Origin of the sequence: Micromonospora sp. B006 (assembly GCF_003408515.1) — a bacterium.
Lineage (GTDB): Bacteria > Actinomycetota > Actinomycetes > Mycobacteriales > Micromonosporaceae > Micromonospora > Micromonospora echinospora_A.
This window is the reverse complement of record NZ_CP030865.1, coordinates 1,134,715-1,152,143: the sequence shown is the minus strand read 5'-3', so window position 1 is coordinate 1,152,143 and position 17,429 is coordinate 1,134,715. Positions and strand designations below refer to the sequence as shown.

Genomic DNA, 17,429 nt, shown 5'->3' with positions numbered 1-17,429 from the left:
ACGCTAGTCGAGGGGTCCGACAAGATGACGGCGATCAGGTCCGCGCGTCGGTCACCACGTGCGCGCACGCCGGGCACGCCGACGGCCCCTGTTCGGCGAACCACCGGCAGGTGCGCCGGATGGCGCACTTCGGCAGCGCCTCCTCGGCGGGCGGAGCGGTCTCGGCGTACGAGGCGGCCATCCGGGCGCCCAGCCCGCAGTGCGAGCCGGTCCAGAAGCCGCAGGACGAGGTGACGCACGGACCGGCGAGCCGGACCCGCGCCTCGACCGGCTCGTCGGAGTCGCCGAGCCCGGCGAGTGCCACCTCGGCCGGTACGGCCGGGGTCACGTAGGCCACCCGGCCCGCCGGAGTGATCATGCCGAGGAACACCGTGGCGTTCGACGCCGGGGTGCTCGGGCACATCCGCTCCGGCGCGCCGGCCGGCCGGGCGGCGTCGGTCACCGCTGGATCCAGAACCCGATGTCGTTGATCTTCTGCCCGAGGTCCTGGGCGAACGGGCCGTCGATGACCCAGAGGCCGTACCACTCGGGACGCAGCTTGATGTTGCCGTGGCCGACGGTCAGCGGGTTGGTCAGCCTCGCGTCGGCGGTACGCAGCGCGGCCAGGCCGGCCTTCTGGATCTCCGCGGCGATCAGCGTCTGCTGCTCGGCGCTCAGGTCGACACCGTCGACCACGAAGCGGAACTCGTTGCGGGCCATGTGCTTCCTCCGGTCACTCGTACGATTCGGTGCCCAGCCCACGACGCAGGCTGGTGCGGGTGAAGGCCGCCCAGCCGGCGTGCGAGGCGGCGTCGGTGCGTTGCCCGGCGCGGGCGAGCACCCGGGCGGCGTGTTCCGCCCAGCGGCCGGCGGTGGCCGCCGCGTCGCCCCACAGTTCGCGGCAGGCCGCGACCGCGAAGGCGACCTGTTCCGGGGCGCCGGTGAACCCGGCGGGTCCGTCGGCGACCCGGACCGTGCCGTCCGGCCGGACCCGCACGCTCGGGAAGTGGTGATGCAGGCTGGCCAGCGTGGCCAGGTGGGTGGCGTCGCGCCGGCCGGCGGTGAACCCGGCGTGCAGCTCGTCGTCGCGGCGGTGCCGGATCGCGTGCAGCACCAGCGCGTCGCCGGCCGGCTCGATCCGGGCGACCACCTGCACCGGCGTACTCCAGGCCGGCGGCGAGTTCGCCGACCAGAAGGCCAGCCAGGCGGCGAGCCGGGCGTGGAAGTCGGTCTGGACGCCGACCGCGAGCGCGGAGCCGTCGGGCGCGCGCAGCGCGGCGGTGGCGATGCGGTCCCGGGGGAGCAGCGGCGTCGCGGGGCGGGCGGGCGCCGCCGCGGCGGCGGCTTGGGTGGAGGCGACGGCCAGGCCGGTCACTGTGACCGCCGAGGCTGCCGCCGCGCCGGCGAGCAGTCGCCGACGGTCGAGCAGGTGTCCGTTGTCGTTCATCGTCGGCCCTTCGTCGACGGCAGTGGACCGACGTTATCGACCGGAAGCGATCAGGAAAACACCCTGCGTGACGGGAGATTGACAGGAATGCCGGGGATACCCGGCGGCGTGAATGACCGTTCCTGTGCTGCCGCGCGGGCGCGGTCAGGCGCGCAGCAGTCCGGCGACGGCCCGCTGGGCGTTCACGAGCGCCGCCGGCGGCAGGTCGAGCGTCCAGAGCGCGGCGGCCAGATAGTCCAGGACGCGCCAGCGCTGCTCCTCGCTCAACGGCGGCCGTCGCGCGCCACCGAGGACCGGCAGGCCGTCCGGCGTCCCGGCCGGGAACGCGCCGCCGGCGCTGCGCCACACACCGCCGAGCGCCGTGTCCAGCCGGGCGGTGAGCAGCGCCGCGAGCCGGCGGCGGTCGACCCCGATCAGGTACGGGGCCAGTTCCGCGTCCGCCGCGATCAGCCGCAGCCAGCGGTGCACCGCCTCGCGTACGGCGACCGGACCGAGCCGGTCGCGCGACTCGCCGGGACAGGTCACCAGCTCCGTGGTCCGCACGACCAGGGGTACGGATGGCCGAGCCCGGTCAGTTCACCGTGGCACTTGATATCGATGAATGCCTATCTATAGGCTGGCGGCGTTCCGCTCACCCCCCATCCCAAGGAGTGTGAACCATGCGTAAGCCCAAGCTGTCCCGGATCCTCGCCACCCTCGCGGCCGCGACGCTGGCAGCGCTCGGCGCGGTAGCCGTCAACCCGGCTCCGGCCTCCGCCGCCGTCCGCAACGTCTGCTACAACATCAGCCAGGCCGGCCCGTTCGCCAACACGGCGGTGCCGGCGGCGGCGATCTGGAACAACTACACGAACAACATCAACATGGCCCAGTGCGGGTCCAACCTGCGGATCACCTACACCTACGGCGGCGGCTCGTACGCCCAGCGCACCAGCCTCGGCAACGGCCGCGTGGTGATCGACTACAACCAGGCCCAGCAGTACTCGGCACTGCGCATCATGACGCACGAGATCGGCCACATCCTCGGCCTGCCGGACAACTACAACGGCAACTGCGCCCTCCTGATGTCCGGCGGCAGCGCCGGTACGAGCTGCACCAACCCGTACCCCAGCTCCGCCGAGGCCTCCCGGGTCGACTCGCTGTTCGGCTTCGCCGCCAGCAGCGCGACGCCCGCCCAGGTCTTCACCGGCAGCTGGCCGGCCGCCGCGACGGTGGGCGCCCAGCGCTGACGACGCAGTGACGACGGGGTCGGCGGGTCACCGCCGGCCCCGTCCGCGCGCCCGGCCCTTCCCCGGCGTGCCGGCCGCCGTCCGGCCCGGCCGTCCGCCCGCCGACCTGCCGGCACTCCCGCCCGGCGGCTTGTCCTGCTTGCGGCCACCCGCGCGATCCGCGCCCCGGCCGGAAGCGGCGTCGTCGGCGAGATCCGCCGCGCGGCGGTTCAGCTCCTCGACCCGCTCCCGGAGCCGGCGTAGCGCCTCGGCGTCGTCGTCCACCTCGGACACCTCGTCGAGCAGGCCGACGTAGTCGGCGGCCAGCCGCCGGTGCGCCGGGGCGGCCGGCCCGGCGTACCCGTCCAGGTCGATGATCTGCTGCGCGAGCACCGCGGTGGCGGCGCCGAGCGCGGCCCGTTCGTCGGCGCGCGCGTCCCGCCCGGCCCGGCGCGCGTCCGCCAGGCGACCGGCCCGGCGACCGCCGAACCAGAGCACCGCGGCGCCGGCCACCACGCCGGTCACCGCGCCACCGGCCAGGAGATAACGCGGCAGCGACGGGCTGATGGTACGAGCCCCGTCCGGCACCAGACCGGCCCGGACCAGCCGGTCGTAGTTGAGCACGATCACCTTCAGCGCCTCGACCGGCCGGTCCACGAACGCGTCGGCGCCCCGGCCGATGGTGGTCTCGGCGACCATCGCCCGGCCGAGGTCCTTGGCGCCGTCGCCGCCGAGGCGGGAGCAGCCGTAGGTGTCCCAGTCCTCGCCGTCGCGGCTCATCGCCAGCACCAACGTGCCCTGGGCGGCGCGCTTGGTGTCGGCGCACGCCTCGCGCAGGTCGGCGCCCGGCTCCATGATCAGCACCACCAGCCGCCGGTTGCCGATGACCCGCTCGGCGGCGGCCCGGTCCAGGTCGACCCCGGGAGCGGCGTAGACCGACGAGCTGCGCACCTGCCGGGCGACCGGGCCGTCGAGGATGCCGCCGGACCACAGCGCCCAGCCGGCCAGCGCCAGGCAGGCGAGCGTCGCCCGGCCGAAGGCGGTGCCGACCAGGCGGCCGAGCAGCCGGCGCGGACCGGTCGCCCGCGCGCCACGCCGGGCGGACACCCGCGCGGGCCGGGTCGCGACGCCGCTCACGACAGCCTCGCCCGCAGGTAGACGTCCGGCCGGTAGCCGGGCATCCGCACGTCCCGGGCCACGTCGTCCAGCTCGGCCGCCGCGTCGGCGAGCAGTTCGCGTACGTGCCGGTCGGGCAGCCCCTCGTCCAGCGCGTCCCGGGCCGCCCGCAACCGGCCCACGCCCCGCACCAGCGCCGGGTCGCTGCGGGCGTCGGTGAGCAGCGACAGCTCCACTGCGAGCGCGGAGAGCCCGGCCAGCCGGGCCGGCGTACCGCCCGGACCGACGTCGGCCGGACGGCGACCGCTCCCCCGCACGGTACGGATCGACAGCACCACGAAACCGGCCACGCAGGCGGCGAAGAGCCAGGGCAACGCCGGCAGCGCCACCCGCAGCGGGTCGAACGGCCGGTACGGCAGCGGACGGTCGAACAGCCCCGCGTACCGCACGTCGGTCACCTGGCCCAGGTACGTGCCGAGCACGTTCTGCTGCGGATAGGCGTACCGGCCGAGCCGGCTGCCGAACTGGGCGTAGAAGCTCGCGCCGGCCACCTCGGCGAACTCCGCAGCGCCCGGACCGTGGTACTCGATCCAGTCGCCGTACATCACCACGAGCGGCTGGTCCGGGGCGAGCCGGTGCAGTGCCGGCCCGTACGCGGGCAGCGGCTCCCCGTACGGCTGCGCGGGTAGCACCACGAACCAGGCCCCGTCCGGGAACGCGCTGCTCGCCGCCTTCTCCGGCAGCCGGGTCAGCGTGGCGCCGGAGCCCACGTACCGGCCGGTGGCGCGCAACGCGGCCACCATCGGGGCCAGCTCCGCGCCGGTCGGTTCCCGCCAGCGCAGGTCGTCGCGGTCCGGCGGGGTCGGCTGGTCGTGCAGCGTGGCCAGCAGCGTGAGCAGCGGGCCGGTCACGTCGCGGGTGGCGAACCGGGCCCGCCAGCCCGGCAGGTCGTCCGGCGAGGCCACGTAGAGCCCGCCGCTGACCTCGGTGCCGACGATCCGGATCTCGGCGCTCTCCACGTCCTTGACCCGGCGGCGTTCCGCCTCGTCCAGACCCGGAGGGGCGACCAGGATCCGGGTGCCCCGGTCACCGATGGCCGCCCGTACCCGCTGCTCGTCCCAACGCGCGACCGCCCCGGGCAGCCGTACCACCGGTTCGGCCGCGACCAGCGCCGTCATCTCCTCGACCGACGGCACGCTCGCGTCGCTCAACTCCCCGGCCGACCCCTCCTGCGGCAGCGCGCCCGCCGACGGGGACCGCCCGTAGCTGACCTCCACGCTCTGCCGTTGCGCCCCCAGGAACACCACGAGCACTGCTGCCGCGGCGGCGAGCAGCGACCAGCGCACCAGCTCCCGGCGCACCGGCAACCTCGGCGCGGTCACCGGCCGGCCCGCCACAGCTCGTCGGCCCGGCGCGCGTGCTCGGCCGCGGCCCGGGCCGCGTCGGCGCCGCCCCGCCCGGCGGCGAGCAGCTCGGCCCGGGCCAGCAGCCGCTCCGCCTCCGGCACCGCCGTCAGGGACGCGTCCCGGCTCACAGTGGCGTCGTGGATCGCCGCCCGCGCCGAGGACCAGGCGACGCGCCGGCCCTGCGCGCGGGCGCGTCGCCGGGGCAGCAACGCGGCGAGGAACCCGGCCGCCAGGGCCACCACACCCCCACCCAGCCAGGGCAGCACGCTCGCGGTCATGATCCATGTCTAACGCACCGCCGCCAGCGGCGCGCGCCGAGGTACGCCTACGACGACGAATAGCCCTCGTTGAACCCGTCGATGAACCCGCCCGCGAACCCGGACGCGACACAGCCGGCACAGCACAGGATCACCAGCAGCGCCGGCACGGCCACCCACAGTGCGATCGCCCACCTGTTCGTCCGCTGTTCCGGCTGCGGCGCGTACGCCTGCGGCGGGTACTGCGGCGGCGGATACTGCTGCTGGTACGGATCCTGCTGATACGGGTCGTGAGGGTACATCCGGCCATCGTGCCCACCGCCCTCGACCGCCGGAAGATCCGAACGGTTTGCCCGACATGCCGCGACGGCCCCCCGTCACGCCCGGTGCGCGTCCAGGTGGGTCAGCACCGTCTGGTTGGCCTCCCAGCCGTCCGGGAACTTCACCGGCACGTCCAGGTGCACCCGCTCGGTCGACGGGTACGCGTCGAGCAGCTCACCGATCCCGGCCCGGGCCACCACCACGCAGGCGTGCCGGTGTCGCGACGCCAGCACGCACAGCCGCCCCGACTCCAGGTGGAACGCGGTCGCGTCCCGTCGGCCGGAGAGCGGGTGCAGCACAATCGTCACGTCGTACTCCCGGCCCTGGAGCCGGTTGGCGGTGTCCACGGTGATGCCCGCCCCGGCCGTGCCCAGCCGGGACCGGATGGCCGCGACCTGGTCGCGGTGCGCGGCCCCGACGGCGATCCGGTCCGCGGTGACCGGCGCGCCGCTCGGCGCGGCCTCACTCACCGCGACCGCGCCGCGCGCCAGCACCCGCAGCGCCAGCTCCGCGCAGGCCGCGGCGGCCTCCCCATCTGTACGCACGGTGTGCCGGGCCGGCAGCTCGTGCAACGCCCAGCCGGTCGCGGCGGCCACCTCCACCGAGGCGTCGTAGGCGTCACCCGGGCCCGGCTCGGTGAACGTCAGCACCCGGTCGGCCGGTCCGGTGCCGGCGCGGAACCCGGTGAACGGGTAGAACGCAGCGGACACCACAGGGGCGGCCGAGTCGGGCAGCCGCCACGACACCGGCAGTCGGTGCACCGGCAGCTCCGGGTTGTGCCGCAGCAGCGTGGCCACCGCCGACTGCATCGGATCCCAGGTCAGCCCGGTCCAGCGGAATGTCTCCACTGTGGAGAACGGATCGAGTTGCCCCGGGTCGCCGACGAACAGCGCCCGCTCGAACCGCCCCGCCACACGCAGCAGCGCATCAGCGCGCATCTGGTACGCCTCGTCCACGATCGCCCACGGCCAGCTCCCCTCGGTGACGGTGGCCCACTTGGCTGCCGTACCGATGGTCACCGCCGGCCCGCCCAGGTCGGCGACCTTCGCCGCGACCCGCACCGCCTGATGCCCGGTGACCCGCTCGGTGGGCCGGTAGTCGGTGGCGGAGAGCCGCCCGACGCGCAGCTCCGGGGCCTTACGGCCGAGCCGGTCGATGAGGTCGTCCACCTGCTCGTTGGTCTGCGCCACGATCATCAGCGGGTCGCCGGTGGCGGCGATCTCGACCGCGGCGCGGACCACGAGGGTGGACTTCCCGGCGCCCGGCGGCGAGTCCACCACGACGCCCCGGTGCGCCCCCTCCCGGAGGTCCCGCAGCACCCGTTGGATCACCTGCTCCGCTTCGTGCAAGGAAGGGCCCCCTTTTAACGTCTCCGGTAGAGGCGGGGCCCCTTCTTAACACGCGCAAGGCAGGCCTGGCTGCACGAGGTGCTCCTGGATCAAGGGCGGCACCGCCGGAGAGGCGTTGATAACGACCCCGTCCCGCGAGCGCAGCGCAGCGCGGTGGGGCGCGACGCAGCGCGCCCCGGCGCGACCTGATCGCCGCGCCCCGCTCGACCAGTTGGGAAATTTGTTCGTCCTCCTGACGAACGGCAGCAACTGGGCGGTTGATCCGGACGCTCGACATAGATCACTACCATCACCCGGTGCGCTGAGCGGCGTGGGATTGCCGATGCGCAAGGGGCGGCCGGAACCTCCGACAGCGGATCAGATGCCAGCACGTTCTGACTGGGTGACGAGGGGTGCAACGTGCACGAGAAGCAGATGCGAAAGGCACTCTGGCAACTGCTGGCGGAGTGGCCCGGGCAGAACAAACGGCAACTGTTGGCAGGCTTGCGCATCCTGGGTCTGGGGGACCTAAGCACGAGGGACGTCAACCGCGTGCTGTACGCCGGCAGGCAGACCTTCACCCACGACGGAGCGACACCACCGCGCTGGCATCTAACCGCCGGAGCTGGGTACGAACCCGAGCCGATCCGAGTGGCACCCCTCGCCCTTCCTCAGAGTTACCTGGGTAAAGAGCCGCGCGCCTGGCAGCGCGAGGCGCTGGCCGAGTGGCAGGCGAATGGCCGACGGGGCGTGGTCGAGGCAGTCACAGGCACCGGCAAGACCACCGTCGGCGTGCTCGCCGCAGCCGCCGCGGTAGATGCCGGCGAGAAGGTGCTGGTACTCGTGCCCGGGTGCGAGCTACTTGACCAGTGGTACGAGGTATTACGTCTGTCTCTGCCAAGTGTCAGGATTGGGCGACTTGGGGACCGTCACCGCGACTCGCTATCAGACCACTCGATCCTGGTGGCCGTCGTTCATTCAGCTATAAAAGATTGGATCCTGCCGCCCTACACCGCTGGCCTATTGATCGCGGACGAGGTTCACCGCTATGGGGCAGAGGGCTTCGCCTCTGCTCTCGAAGACGGGTTCGGCGCCCGACTTGGACTAACCGCGACTTACGAGCGCACCGACAGCGGTGTCGCGGACCGACTGCAGCCCTACTTCGGGGACGTGGTGGCGGGGTGCACCTATGAGCGGGGCCTGACCGAAGACATTCTGGCCCCGTTTCGTGTCGCCTTCGTCGGGGCGGATTTCGCGCGGGACGAGCACGAACAGTACAAGCGGCACGACGAACGGGTCAGGACGCTCCGGAGACGGCTCATCCTCGACCACGGCTGTCCGGCGGAGCCATTTGGTGACTTCATGGCTGAGGTCAACGAGCTCAGCCAGCCCGGTAACCGCAGCATCCGGTCAAGGAGGGACGCCAGAGGCTATCTGAGGGCGTTCAGCCAACGTAGGCAGATACTGGCCGGATGCCGCCGCAAGCACAAGGCACTAGCGTCGCTGGCACCGGTTTTCGCTGAGGCGAGGGCTGGCATCATCTTCACCGAGACTGCGGCCAGCACCCACCAGGCAACCAAGGCGATGCGTAAACGCGGTCTGCGCGCAATGGACTTCACTAGCGCCCTCGACAGACCCGATCGAAAGGACCGCCTGAGCGACTTTAAAAGCGGGGAGATCCAGGTGCTGGTCGCCCCGCGAGTCCTCGACGAGGGGGTCGATGTTCCCGAGGCTGAGATCGGTGTCGTCCTGGCGAGCAGCAAGAGCAAACGCCAGATGATCCAACGGATGGGCCGGGTCATCCGTCCCAAGCCCGATCGACGGCCTGCAACGTTCGTGGTTCTCTACATCAGAGGTACCTCCGAGGATCCGCACCTTGGCGCACATGAAGGCTTCATCGAACAGCTCACTGACGTGGCGGACGCCTGCGAAACCTTCGACCCGGGGGTATCTAGTGCGGAGTTGCTCTCTTGGTACCGGGAGGGCATAACCCGCTGACGTGTGGCGTTGGGTCCGCGAAAGCAGGGCACCTGCCGGCTGAAGCGGGGACAGAAGGTCAAGCCAGCCCTTCCTTCGCACCTGTAGGTTTGTTGACCGCCTGGCAGCAGAGATGCTGGGTCGCCGCATTGCACGACCCGCCGTGACCGTTCCGCAGCCCACAGCGTCCGCCCTCGGGCAACCGCGCGTCACACCAGACCCGGTACCGCACGTGCTGGGCATCCTCCTCGCTCAACGTGCTCTCGCCGAAGTCCACGGCGTCCAGGTGCCCGAGCGATCGCGCGAGCGCGGCGGCCAGCTCGGCGGCGGCAGCTCGGCTGGTGAGCGTGGTCGGCAGATGGATGATCCAGCGCGGCTCAGCCATCGTGGCCGCGTCGCCGGCACCCGTTGTGGCGGGACTGCCACTGCCGGAGGGCCTGACGGACGCGCTCCGATTCGGTGCGCGCGGTGGTCAGTTCCCGGTGCAGCCGGTCCATCTCGTCGGCGACCCGGCGCAGGTAGTCGTGCACCTGCGCCGGGTCCAGCCCGCGCCAGCGGGTGTCGAAGACGGCGCTGCGCACCTGGTACGCCTGCACCCGCTGCCCGGTCACGTAGATCATGACGCCACCATCCCGGCCGCCACGGCGTCGTCGGGTAACCCGGCCGCGGCGAGCGTCGCCCTCCCCCACCGGGCCAGCCGGCAGGGGTACGGGACGCGCTCGCTGCGGCACAGCGGTCCCTGCGGCCAGTGCTCGGGCACGTGGACGCGCACGGCCAGCGCGGCGACGAGCAGATCCTCGTCGGTGACCGGGGTGAGGACGGGGAAGTCGGCGAGTACAGCGGACATCGGCTGGCGCCTCCGGGTCGGTTCTCGTGGAGTGGCGCCGGGGCGGGCGGGGACGGCGGGAGCCGCGATCGGGGGACGCGGTACCACCGGAGCCCGGCACCCGCCCCGGGCCATGCGCCGACTCTCGGTCCTTCCCGACAGGAGCCGCATGCCCTGATGATCGTGGTCGCCATGCGCACGCCGCATACGCTCAGTCACCGCCGCGAGACATCCGGCGATATGCACGGTGCGTATACCGGGCCGCTCCGAAACGGGTTGAATGGCTAGGCTCGACTTCGGACACAGGTTCTCCGCGAACGGCGAGGTTGCCGGTGACACCTGCAAACTGCCCCCGCTGCGGCGGGCGCTTGGCGCGCGACAACGACACCGGACGCTGCGCGCCCTGCCAGGCCGCCGAGCGCGACCGCCTCAGCACGTCGCCCGCGGTACCCGAATCGTTCTGGGCCCATGAGCCGCTCCGGGCGGCGCTGGCCGGGCGGCACCTCGGGCAGGTGATCCGGGCGTACCGACACCACCCGTACCACGGGCGGAACCCGCTGCCGCAGAGCGTCGTTGCGGGGTGGCTGGGGATCACGCAGGCGCAGTTGAGCCGGATCGAGAACGGCCCCGCCCTGGTGCATCTCGACCGGCTGGCGCACTGGGCGATCGTGCTCCGCATCCCGCAGGGATCTCTCTGGTTCGCCGTCGGTCCAGACTCACCAGCCAGCGCTCGGGCCGACGGGAGCGGCGCGGCACCAGACCTGGGCCGGCGAACCCTCCTGGCTGGCATCGCGGCGGTGTCGGCGGGAGCCGGGCTGGTCGGAGCCGCTGAGGATCCCCGTCCTCGCCGCATCGGCAGCGCGGATGTGACTCGGCTCAACGCAGTGCTGGAGCTCTACCGCTCGGTCGACTACGAATGCGGTGGCGGTCTGCTCTATCGGGAGGTCGCCCGGTTCGCGGAGTCGGTGTACCGCATGCTCGACTGGTCACACTCGCCCGGGCTGACACCCCGCCTGGTCGCGGCCATCGCGGCGGCTCGACAGTTGGCTGGCTGGACCGCGCTCGACGCCGGCCGGCACGCGGACGCTCAACGGCATTTCGCCGCCGGCGAGCGGGCCGCGATGTCCGCTGGCGACGCTCCGCTGGCGGCTCTGATCCGCTACTCGCAGGCCAAGCAGCTGCAACACCTTCGGCACAACCACGATGCTCTGGCCGCGCTGCGGCTGGCTCACTCAGAGCTGGGATCCCGGGCAACCCCTGCCGTGAAGGCGCTGCTCTGGGGCGCGGAGGCAGCCGCGTCAGCCGCACTCGGCGACCACCGAAACGCGCTGGCCCTCCTCGGTCGGGCGAGTGATCAGTTCGAGCGTGTGGATCCCGAGCGTGAGCCGACCTGGATGGCCTTCTACGACCGTGGCGAGCTGCTCGCGCAGTACGGTCGCGTATACCGGGACATGGCCCGCCAGGTCGGCACGCATACGGCACAGGCTGTGCAGAGCGTCGAGGACGCGATTGTCGCCTTCGGCCCAGCGAACATCCGCAGCATGGTCCTGAACGAGGTCGGACTGTGCAGCGCGCTCTTCCTCGCCGACGAGCCTGATCGGGCCGTCAGTGTCGGCGTTCGTGTGGTCGAACAGTCGCGAGCGTTGAGTTCCAGGCGCGTCGTTGATCGAGTTGTCAATCTGCGTCGTGACCTCGGGCGGCACCGTCACCTTCCCACGGTTGCCGATTTCGAGCGGACACTCATCGCCCGAGTGGCGGCGACGGTATGAACGGACGGTTCTCGGAAGAGGCGATGACCTGTGCCATGCGGGAGATCGCGGCCAATCTTGACGTGCCGATCGAAGATGCCCGGCTCCTGCGGCTCACCAACAACGCCGTGTTCGCGTTGCCCGGCGCGGGGCTCGTCATCCGGATCGCACGAACTCACCGGCTCCAGGACCGGGTGACGAAGGTCGTTCAACTGGCGCGATGGTTCGCCGAGCTGGGAGCACCGACCATCCGGCTGGCACCGGGCGTAACACAACCGGTTGAGGCCGCCGGCTTGGTGGCCTCGGTGTGGACCTACGTGCCGCCGGCCGTGCCTGCTCCCACGGCGGATGACCTCGGCTCGGCACTGCGGCGGTTTCATGCGCTCGGACCCCCGCCCTTCCCGCTGGCCCACTGGGATCCGATCGGGGACGCGCGTCGACGCCTGGCAGATGCAGACGGGTTGACCGCAGAGGACCACGACTACTTGATGACGTGGTGCGACCGTTTGGAGCCGCAGGTCGCAGATCTCAACCAACGCGTGGAGCAGTCACTCATCCACGGGGATGCACACGTCGGCAACCTGCTCCGGGACGCATCGGGCGGCATCCTGCTCTGCGACTTCGACGCCACTTGTCTTGGGCCTTGGCAGGTGGACCTAGCAGCGGTCGCTGTGGGCGAGGCCCGCTTCGGAAAGACCGGAACGCATCGGGCGCTCGCCGAGGCGTACGAATACGACGTGATGTCCGACCGCAACTGGCCGCTTCTGCGAGAAGCCCGCGAGCTCAAGATGATTGCTGCTGCCACGCCGCTTCTCGCGAGTTCGGCGAGCGTCGCGGCCGAGTTCGCCAAGCGGTTGCAGTCAATTGCCCAAGGCGACCACGGTCTACGTTGGAAGCCGTTCGCCGATCTCGTCTGAGAGCCTCTCGGCGAGCGACTGCCGCCCGGTGGGATCCTGTGTTCGTGCTGGAGAATCTGCGACTACGGCACGAGACCGCAGCGGGGGCCGAGGGCCTGGTGGACCAGCTTGTGGACGTGTACCTCGACGCGCACGCCGACGACGGCCCGCGTTACACGGCCGAGCGGTACGAACAGCAGCTCGCGGCACACATGCCCCGGGAAGGCTGGGAGCTGGTGACGGCCTACCTCGATGACGAGTTGGTCGGCTACGTGTACGGCTTCCCGCTCGGATCCGATACGCGTTGGTGGGACGGCATCCACGAGCCGGTACCAGGCGGCTTCACGGACGAGAACGGGCACCGGACGTTCGCGGTCTGCGAGTTACTGGTGCGGCGATCGTGGCAACGCCGGGGCATCGCACGGGCGCTCCACGATCGGCTCCTGAGCACGCGGCGGGAGGAAAGGGCGACGCTGCTCGTACGACCCGACAACGTTGCCGCCCAGCAGGCATATGACTCCTGGGGTTGGCAGCCGGCTGGGTGGCTCCAGCCAACGCGGGAAGGGGCACCGCTGTTCGAGGTCCGCATCAAAGCCATTGCGTCGATCCGGTGATGGCAACGCGTCGACCTTCTTCTCTAGGTGTCGATGATCCGACAGGCCGCGGGACAAAGCTCCTGACACCTATCGCACCGGCTTCCGCCTGGCGTTCATCGCGGCTAGCTTGCCTTCGTGGGGGATCTTGAACAGGGTATCTACGAGCACCTGATCACGGAGAAGCTGGCGACGCAGCTCCGGCACATCGACAACGCCCTTGTCCGCGACGAGAAGCTGGATCCCGCTGACGCGCATGAACTCCTGGCCCGGCACATCGCGGGCCTTGCGCGGCGAGCGCTCCTGGGCGTCGGTGGCGGCGACAACAAAGTCGCCCGGCAGGTCGACCTGGCGAACCGCATCGCCGCGCACATCGCTCAGGCCGAGCCGCGTGCCGTTACCGCCGAGGACCAGGTGGCCGACGCCCAACGTCTGCTGCACGCGATCGCCGCGCCGCCCACCCCGCCGGCCGCACCGGTCTTCCCGATCCGCCCGTCGACGCCGCTCTCCACCGGTGCGCTCCTGGTCAACGGCCGGCACCAGCCGCGGATCGGCCACGAGGTCAGCCACGAGATGGCCTCGGCGGACGAGGTGGACCTGCTCTGTGCGTTCATCAAGTGGCACGGGCTGCGCATCATCGAGCCCGCGATCACCGAGTTGATCGCCCGAGGTGGCCGGGTCCGCGTCATCACGACCACGTACATGGGCGCCACGGACCAGCGGGCACTTGATCGGCTCGCCGAGCTGGGCGCCGAGATCAAGGTCTCCTACGAAACCCGGACCACCCGCCTGCACGCGAAGGCATGGCTGTTCCGGCGCAACAACGGCACCACCACCGCGTACGTCGGCTCATCGAACCTCTCCAAGGCCGCGCTTGTCGACGGCGTGGAGTGGAACGTCCGCATCTCGAACCTGGAGCAGCCGCACGTCATCGACACGTTCGAGGCGACGTTCGCCGACTACTGGCACGACTCGGCGTTCGAGCCGTACGACCCGGCAACCGACGCCGAGCGCCTGCGCGTCGCGTTGCGTGGGGAACGCGCCGACGAGGCGCCGACCGAGATCGCGAACCTGGACGTGCGGCCGTTCCCGTACCAGCAGGAGGTTCTTGACGACCTCGACGCCGAACGGCTGGTGCACGGCCGCTGGCGCAACCTGGTGGTGATGGCGACCGGCACCGGCAAGACCGTGGTGGCAGCGCTTGACTATCGCCGGCTCCAGCGGGCAGGGCACGTCGACTCGCTGCTCTTCGTCGCACACCAGGAGCAGATCCTGCGGCAGAGCCGGTCGGTGTTCCGCCAGGTCATGGGCGACGGCACGTTCGGCGAGACGCTTGTCGGCGGCGATCGGCCACAGGGCTGGAAGCACGTCTTCGCATCGATCCAGTCGCTGTACCGGCAGGAGATCGACCCCGAGGCGTACGACATGGTCATCGTGGACGAGTTCCACCACGCCGAGTCGGACACCTACACGGCGTTGCTGAAGCGGCTTCGGCCACGCGTACTCCTGGGTCTGACCGCGACTCCCGAGCGGAGTGACGGCCGGGACGTGCGCTCGTGGTTCGACGGCCGTGCGACGGTGGAGCTGCACCTGTGGGATGCCCTCGAACGGCAGTTGCTGGCGCCGTTCCAGTACTTCGGGCTGCACGACGACGTGGACCTGTCCCACGTGCGGTGGAAGCGCGGGCAGGGGTACGACACCGGCGAACTTGAAGGCGTCTACACAGGCAACCACGCTCGGGCCCGGCTCATCCTGCAAGCGGTCACGCGCATCGCTGATGTCGGGCAGATGCGGGCGCTCGGCTTCTGCGTCAGCCGTGGGCACGCGCGGTTCATGGCCGACTGGTTCACGCGGCACGGTGTGCCGTCGGCGGCCGTGACATCAAGCATCAAGCGGACAGATCAGCATGCACTGATTGACCGCTTCCGCAAGCGCGAGCTGAGGGTGCTCTTCACCGTCGACCTGTTCAACGAGGGTGTCGACCTGCCGATGGTCGACACCATCCTCATGCTGCGTCCCACCGAGAGCGCCACGATCTTCCTCCAACAACTCGGCCGGGGCCTGCGGCTGGACGACGGCAAACCGTGTCTGACAGTGCTCGACTTCATCGGCGGCCAGCACGCAAACTTCCGCTTCGATCTGCGCTGGCGGGCACTTGCCGGGGTGAGCCGACGGGCTGTCGAAGCCGCCGTGCGGGAGGACTTCCCCTCGCTGCCAAGCGGCTGCCACATCGAACTGGACCGGGTGGCGAAGGACATCGTCCTCCGCAATCTCAAGTCGGCGATGCCGACGTCGAAGAACGCGCTGGTGGCCGAACTACGGCAGCTCGGTGACGTGAGCCTGTCCGACTTCCTGCGCGAGACCGGCCTGGAGATTGAGGACGTCTACCGGTCGGGGAGCATCGGCGGCTGGGCCGGGCTACGCCGCCTGGCCGGCCTCGACACGACGGCCGGTGGCCCGGACGACAGGGACCTGAGCCGGGCCATCGGCCGGATGCTGCACACCGACGACGTCGACAGGTTGGATCTGCTCGCCCGGGTCGCCGCCGGCCAGCGCCCCGCCGCCGGACGGCTGCTCGACATGTTGCACTTCAGCTTGTGGGGGCCGTCGGTGCCGCTGACCGAACGCGACGCCCGGCTCAAGCGGCTATGGGCGGAACCGGCGCGCTGCGCCGAGCTGCGGCAGGTCGCCGAGGTGCTGCGCGACCGCATCCACCGGGTCACCGATCGACCGGCCTCCAGCCGGGTACCGCTGCGGGTGCACGCCCGCTACAGCCGCAACGAAGCGTGCGCGGCATTCGGCATGACCAATCCGGGCTCACTGCGCGAGGGCGTCAAGTGGTTGCCCGACGAGCGAGCGGATCTGTTCTTCGTCACGCTCGTGAAGTCCGAGGAGCACTACTCCCCCACCACGATGTACGCCGACCGTGCCATCACTGACCGGCTGTTCCAGTGGGAGTCGCAGAGCACCACATCGTCGGGCTCGGCCACCGGCCAGCGGTATGTCAACCACGTCGCGCTGGGCTCGACCGTGCACCTGTTCGTGCGGGAAACGAAGATCGCCGACCGCGACCTGGGCGCACCGCCGTACCTGTACGCGGGGCCGATGACGTACCGGGAGCACAGCGGCGACCGGCCCATGCGGATCCTCTGGGAGCTGCGGACTCCGCTACCCGCCGACATGTACGCCGCCGCTCGCGCCATCGCCGCCTGATCCAGATTCCGCCCGCTCGCCTGTTCAGGCGGGCGGGCGAGAACCACCGGCTTGCTCGGGACGCCGGCCCGGCGCGGGCAGCACCCGGACAAGCAGCACCGCTACCGCCCCGGCCACCACCCCCACCATCGTCCCGGTGACCAGGCTCGACATCACCGCCGCACCCCGCAACAACGCCTCCCGCGCCCCCGGCGCCAGCCCGGCCAGCCCTGGCGCGTCCATCCCCAGCGACGAGTCCCAGAAGACCTGGTGACCGACCGCCAGGAACACCCCGTACAGCGCCCCGACCACAACGAGCGTCAGGAACGGGCGCGGCGGGCGCCGCCACAGCACGGCGGCCACCCAGCACAGCGGCGGCCCGACCGCCAGCAGCGCGGCCACGATCGTGCCCTCCGGCACCACGTCCAAGTCGTGCAGAGCTACGCGCGGGGCGGCCAGCGCGGCGAGCGCGACCAGCGCCGGCCAGGAGAACCCGAGGGTACGGCGGGCCCCGCTCATCGCGTCACCTCCGAAGAACCCGAAGACGGCGCCCGAACAGAAGCCGGCGCGGAATCCCGTACGGACGCCGACGCCGAGGCCGGCGCGGTCGCGCGCACGAACCGCAGCAGCGCGACGAACGCCAGTACGGCGGTGACCGCTCCTCCGGCGAAGCGCACCCAGTGCCCGGCGACGAACTCCGCCGCGACCTGCCGCAGGTACTCCGGCGAGTGCGTCCCCACCGGGTCCACGAACATGATCTCGTTGCGCGGCCAGAAGAAGACAGCCGAGAACAGGAACTCGCAGACGACGAAGACTGCTGTGGCACCGGCGACCCACCAGCGCAGCCGGCGGTCGCGCCAGGTGAGCAGCATCGCGGCGACGCTGCTCAGGATCACCGACGCGCCCAGCGGCGGGAAGTAGTCGTGTGGGCCGCCGTGGACGAGGAACTCGCGTGCCCGGTCGAGGGAGGCGGGCGCGTCGTTGAAGACGTTCGGGTAGAGCATGACGGTCTCGGCGGCGACCCCGCCGAACGACATCATTGCCGCCCAGACCATCGCAATCAGGGCGATCCAGGTCAGTCTTGTGCGTACCACGAGGGTTCTCCTCACGAATTGGGGACGCCATCGACGCTAGGTCG

Annotated in this window: 20 protein-coding genes; 6 read left to right on the top strand and 14 right to left on the bottom strand. The window is 71.2% G+C overall.

The window, feature by feature from the left end:
• Positions 1-34: 34 nt before the first annotated feature.
• From MicB006_RS05640 to MicB006_RS05625, 4 genes are all read right to left on the bottom strand, one after another.
• Positions 35-442, bottom strand: coding sequence for a hypothetical protein (locus tag MicB006_RS05640; protein ID WP_030501892.1), 408 nt, complete (start codon positions 440-442; stop codon positions 35-37).
• Positions 439-699 carry a hypothetical protein gene (locus MicB006_RS05635; protein WP_073830758.1) on the bottom strand — a complete coding sequence of 87 codons (261 nt, stop codon included), beginning with the start codon at positions 697-699 and terminating at the stop codon, positions 439-441. Before MicB006_RS05635 ends, MicB006_RS05640 begins: the two co-directional genes overlap by 4 nt.
• Positions 700-712: 13 nt before the next feature.
• Positions 713-1,426, bottom strand: a complete 714-nt coding sequence (locus MicB006_RS05630; protein ID WP_116504307.1) for a hypothetical protein — start codon at positions 1,424-1,426, stop codon at positions 713-715.
• A 144-nt stretch (positions 1,427-1,570) separates the two neighbouring features.
• Positions 1,571-1,969 carry a globin gene (locus MicB006_RS05625; protein ID WP_225980655.1) on the bottom strand — a complete coding sequence of 133 codons (399 nt, stop codon included), beginning with the start codon at positions 1,967-1,969 and terminating at the stop codon, positions 1,571-1,573.
• A 116-nt stretch (positions 1,970-2,085) separates the two neighbouring features.
• Between MicB006_RS05625 and MicB006_RS05620 the strand changes: the two genes are divergently transcribed.
• The gene (locus tag MicB006_RS05620) at positions 2,086-2,652 is read left to right on the top strand and encodes a snapalysin family zinc-dependent metalloprotease (protein ID WP_116504305.1); all 567 of its coding nucleotides are present in this window, start codon (positions 2,086-2,088) and stop codon (positions 2,650-2,652) included.
• A gap of 27 nt (positions 2,653-2,679) precedes the next feature.
• Here the strand turns inward: MicB006_RS05620 and MicB006_RS05615 are convergent, their stop codons facing one another.
• The 5 genes from MicB006_RS05615 to MicB006_RS05595 all read right to left on the bottom strand — a co-directional run bounded on the left by MicB006_RS05615 (position 2,680) and on the right by MicB006_RS05595 (position 7,080).
• Positions 2,680-3,768 carry a hypothetical protein gene (locus MicB006_RS05615; protein ID WP_116504303.1) on the bottom strand — a complete coding sequence of 363 codons (1,089 nt, stop codon included), beginning with the start codon at positions 3,766-3,768 and terminating at the stop codon, positions 2,680-2,682.
• Positions 3,765-5,129, bottom strand: a complete 1,365-nt coding sequence (locus MicB006_RS05610; protein ID WP_225980654.1) for a hypothetical protein — start codon at positions 5,127-5,129, stop codon at positions 3,765-3,767. The genes MicB006_RS05615 and MicB006_RS05610 overlap by 4 nt, the downstream gene beginning before the upstream one ends.
• Positions 5,126-5,431: a DUF6403 family protein gene (locus MicB006_RS05605; RefSeq protein ID WP_073830754.1), complete on the bottom strand. Its 306-nt coding sequence runs from the start codon at positions 5,429-5,431 to the stop codon at positions 5,126-5,128. Before MicB006_RS05605 ends, MicB006_RS05610 begins: the two co-directional genes overlap by 4 nt.
• Positions 5,432-5,478: 47 nt before the next feature.
• A complete protein-coding gene (locus MicB006_RS05600) occupies positions 5,479-5,712 on the bottom strand; it encodes a hypothetical protein (protein WP_073830753.1) in 234 nt (77 codons plus the stop codon).
• Positions 5,713-5,787: 75 nt separating this feature from the next.
• A complete protein-coding gene (locus MicB006_RS05595; protein WP_116504302.1) occupies positions 5,788-7,080 on the bottom strand; it encodes an AAA family ATPase in 1,293 nt (430 codons plus the stop codon).
• A 399-nt stretch (positions 7,081-7,479) separates the two neighbouring features.
• Here MicB006_RS05595 and MicB006_RS05590 point away from each other — a divergent pair, with 399 nt between their 5' ends.
• The gene (locus tag MicB006_RS05590; RefSeq protein WP_116504300.1) at positions 7,480-9,057 is read left to right on the top strand and encodes a DEAD/DEAH box helicase; all 1,578 of its coding nucleotides are present in this window, start codon (positions 7,480-7,482) and stop codon (positions 9,055-9,057) included.
• A gap of 58 nt (positions 9,058-9,115) precedes the next feature.
• Here MicB006_RS05590 and MicB006_RS05585 read toward each other — a convergent pair whose 3' ends face one another.
• Genes MicB006_RS05585 through MicB006_RS05575 form a run of 3 tightly spaced genes read right to left on the bottom strand, consistent with a single transcriptional unit; the run spans position 9,116 to position 9,883 of the window.
• Positions 9,116-9,421: a hypothetical protein gene (locus MicB006_RS05585; RefSeq protein ID WP_225980653.1), complete on the bottom strand. Its 306-nt coding sequence runs from the start codon at positions 9,419-9,421 to the stop codon at positions 9,116-9,118.
• The gene (locus MicB006_RS05580) at positions 9,414-9,656 is read right to left on the bottom strand and encodes a DivIVA domain-containing protein (RefSeq protein WP_116504298.1); all 243 of its coding nucleotides are present in this window, start codon (positions 9,654-9,656) and stop codon (positions 9,414-9,416) included. The genes MicB006_RS05585 and MicB006_RS05580 overlap by 8 nt, the downstream gene beginning before the upstream one ends.
• Positions 9,653-9,883 (bottom strand): hypothetical protein, encoded by a 231-nt coding sequence (locus tag MicB006_RS05575; protein ID WP_116504297.1) that lies wholly within the window; start codon positions 9,881-9,883, stop codon positions 9,653-9,655. The genes MicB006_RS05580 and MicB006_RS05575 overlap by 4 nt, the downstream gene beginning before the upstream one ends.
• Positions 9,884-10,230: 347 nt before the next feature.
• Here MicB006_RS05575 and MicB006_RS05570 point away from each other — a divergent pair, with 347 nt between their 5' ends.
• The 4 genes from MicB006_RS05570 to MicB006_RS05555 all read left to right on the top strand — a co-directional run bounded on the left by MicB006_RS05570 (position 10,231) and on the right by MicB006_RS05555 (position 16,312).
• Positions 10,231-11,631 carry a helix-turn-helix domain-containing protein gene (locus MicB006_RS05570; RefSeq protein ID WP_225980652.1) on the top strand — a complete coding sequence of 467 codons (1,401 nt, stop codon included), beginning with the start codon at positions 10,231-10,233 and terminating at the stop codon, positions 11,629-11,631.
• Positions 11,628-12,527, top strand: a complete 900-nt coding sequence (locus MicB006_RS05565; protein WP_116504294.1) for a phosphotransferase enzyme family protein — start codon at positions 11,628-11,630, stop codon at positions 12,525-12,527. The genes MicB006_RS05570 and MicB006_RS05565 overlap by 4 nt, the downstream gene beginning before the upstream one ends.
• A 44-nt stretch (positions 12,528-12,571) precedes the next feature.
• On the top strand, positions 12,572-13,120 hold the full coding sequence (locus tag MicB006_RS05560; RefSeq protein WP_255419517.1) for a GNAT family N-acetyltransferase: 549 nt from the start codon (positions 12,572-12,574) through the stop codon (positions 13,118-13,120).
• Between the two features lie 117 nt (positions 13,121-13,237).
• On the top strand, positions 13,238-16,312 hold the full coding sequence (locus tag MicB006_RS05555) for a DUF3427 domain-containing protein (RefSeq protein WP_116504292.1): 3,075 nt from the start codon (positions 13,238-13,240) through the stop codon (positions 16,310-16,312).
• A gap of 24 nt (positions 16,313-16,336) precedes the next feature.
• Here MicB006_RS05555 and MicB006_RS05550 read toward each other — a convergent pair whose 3' ends face one another.
• Together MicB006_RS05550 and MicB006_RS05545 are read right to left on the bottom strand one after the other, a co-directional pair.
• Positions 16,337-16,810 carry a hypothetical protein gene (locus MicB006_RS05550; RefSeq protein WP_116504290.1) on the bottom strand — a complete coding sequence of 158 codons (474 nt, stop codon included), beginning with the start codon at positions 16,808-16,810 and terminating at the stop codon, positions 16,337-16,339.
• Positions 16,807-17,385 carry a DUF1772 domain-containing protein gene (locus MicB006_RS05545; protein WP_225980648.1) on the bottom strand — a complete coding sequence of 193 codons (579 nt, stop codon included), beginning with the start codon at positions 17,383-17,385 and terminating at the stop codon, positions 16,807-16,809. The genes MicB006_RS05550 and MicB006_RS05545 overlap by 4 nt, the downstream gene beginning before the upstream one ends.
• Between the last annotated feature and the right edge of the window lie 44 nt (positions 17,386-17,429).

Coding starts and splice junctions, on each gene's coding strand:
- MicB006_RS05585 (WP_225980653.1), bottom strand. CDS start 9,421: ATGGCTGAGCCGCGCTGGATCATCCATCTGCCGACCACGCTCACCAGC.
- MicB006_RS05620 (WP_116504305.1), top strand. CDS start 2,086: ATGCGTAAGCCCAAGCTGTCCCGGATCCTCGCCACCCTCGCGGCCGCG.
- MicB006_RS05580 (WP_116504298.1), bottom strand. CDS start 9,656: ATGATCTACGTGACCGGGCAGCGGGTGCAGGCGTACCAGGTGCGCAGC.
- MicB006_RS05550 (WP_116504290.1), bottom strand. CDS start 16,810: ATGAGCGGGGCCCGCCGTACCCTCGGGTTCTCCTGGCCGGCGCTGGTC.
- MicB006_RS05600 (WP_073830753.1), bottom strand. CDS start 5,712: ATGTACCCTCACGACCCGTATCAGCAGGATCCGTACCAGCAGCAGTAT.
- MicB006_RS05630 (WP_116504307.1), bottom strand. CDS start 1,426: ATGAACGACAACGGACACCTGCTCGACCGTCGGCGACTGCTCGCCGGC.
- MicB006_RS05605 (WP_073830754.1), bottom strand. CDS start 5,431: ATGACCGCGAGCGTGCTGCCCTGGCTGGGTGGGGGTGTGGTGGCCCTG.
- MicB006_RS05565 (WP_116504294.1), top strand. CDS start 11,628: ATGAACGGACGGTTCTCGGAAGAGGCGATGACCTGTGCCATGCGGGAG.
- MicB006_RS05575 (WP_116504297.1), bottom strand. CDS start 9,883: ATGTCCGCTGTACTCGCCGACTTCCCCGTCCTCACCCCGGTCACCGAC.
- MicB006_RS05635 (WP_073830758.1), bottom strand. CDS start 699: ATGGCCCGCAACGAGTTCCGCTTCGTGGTCGACGGTGTCGACCTGAGC.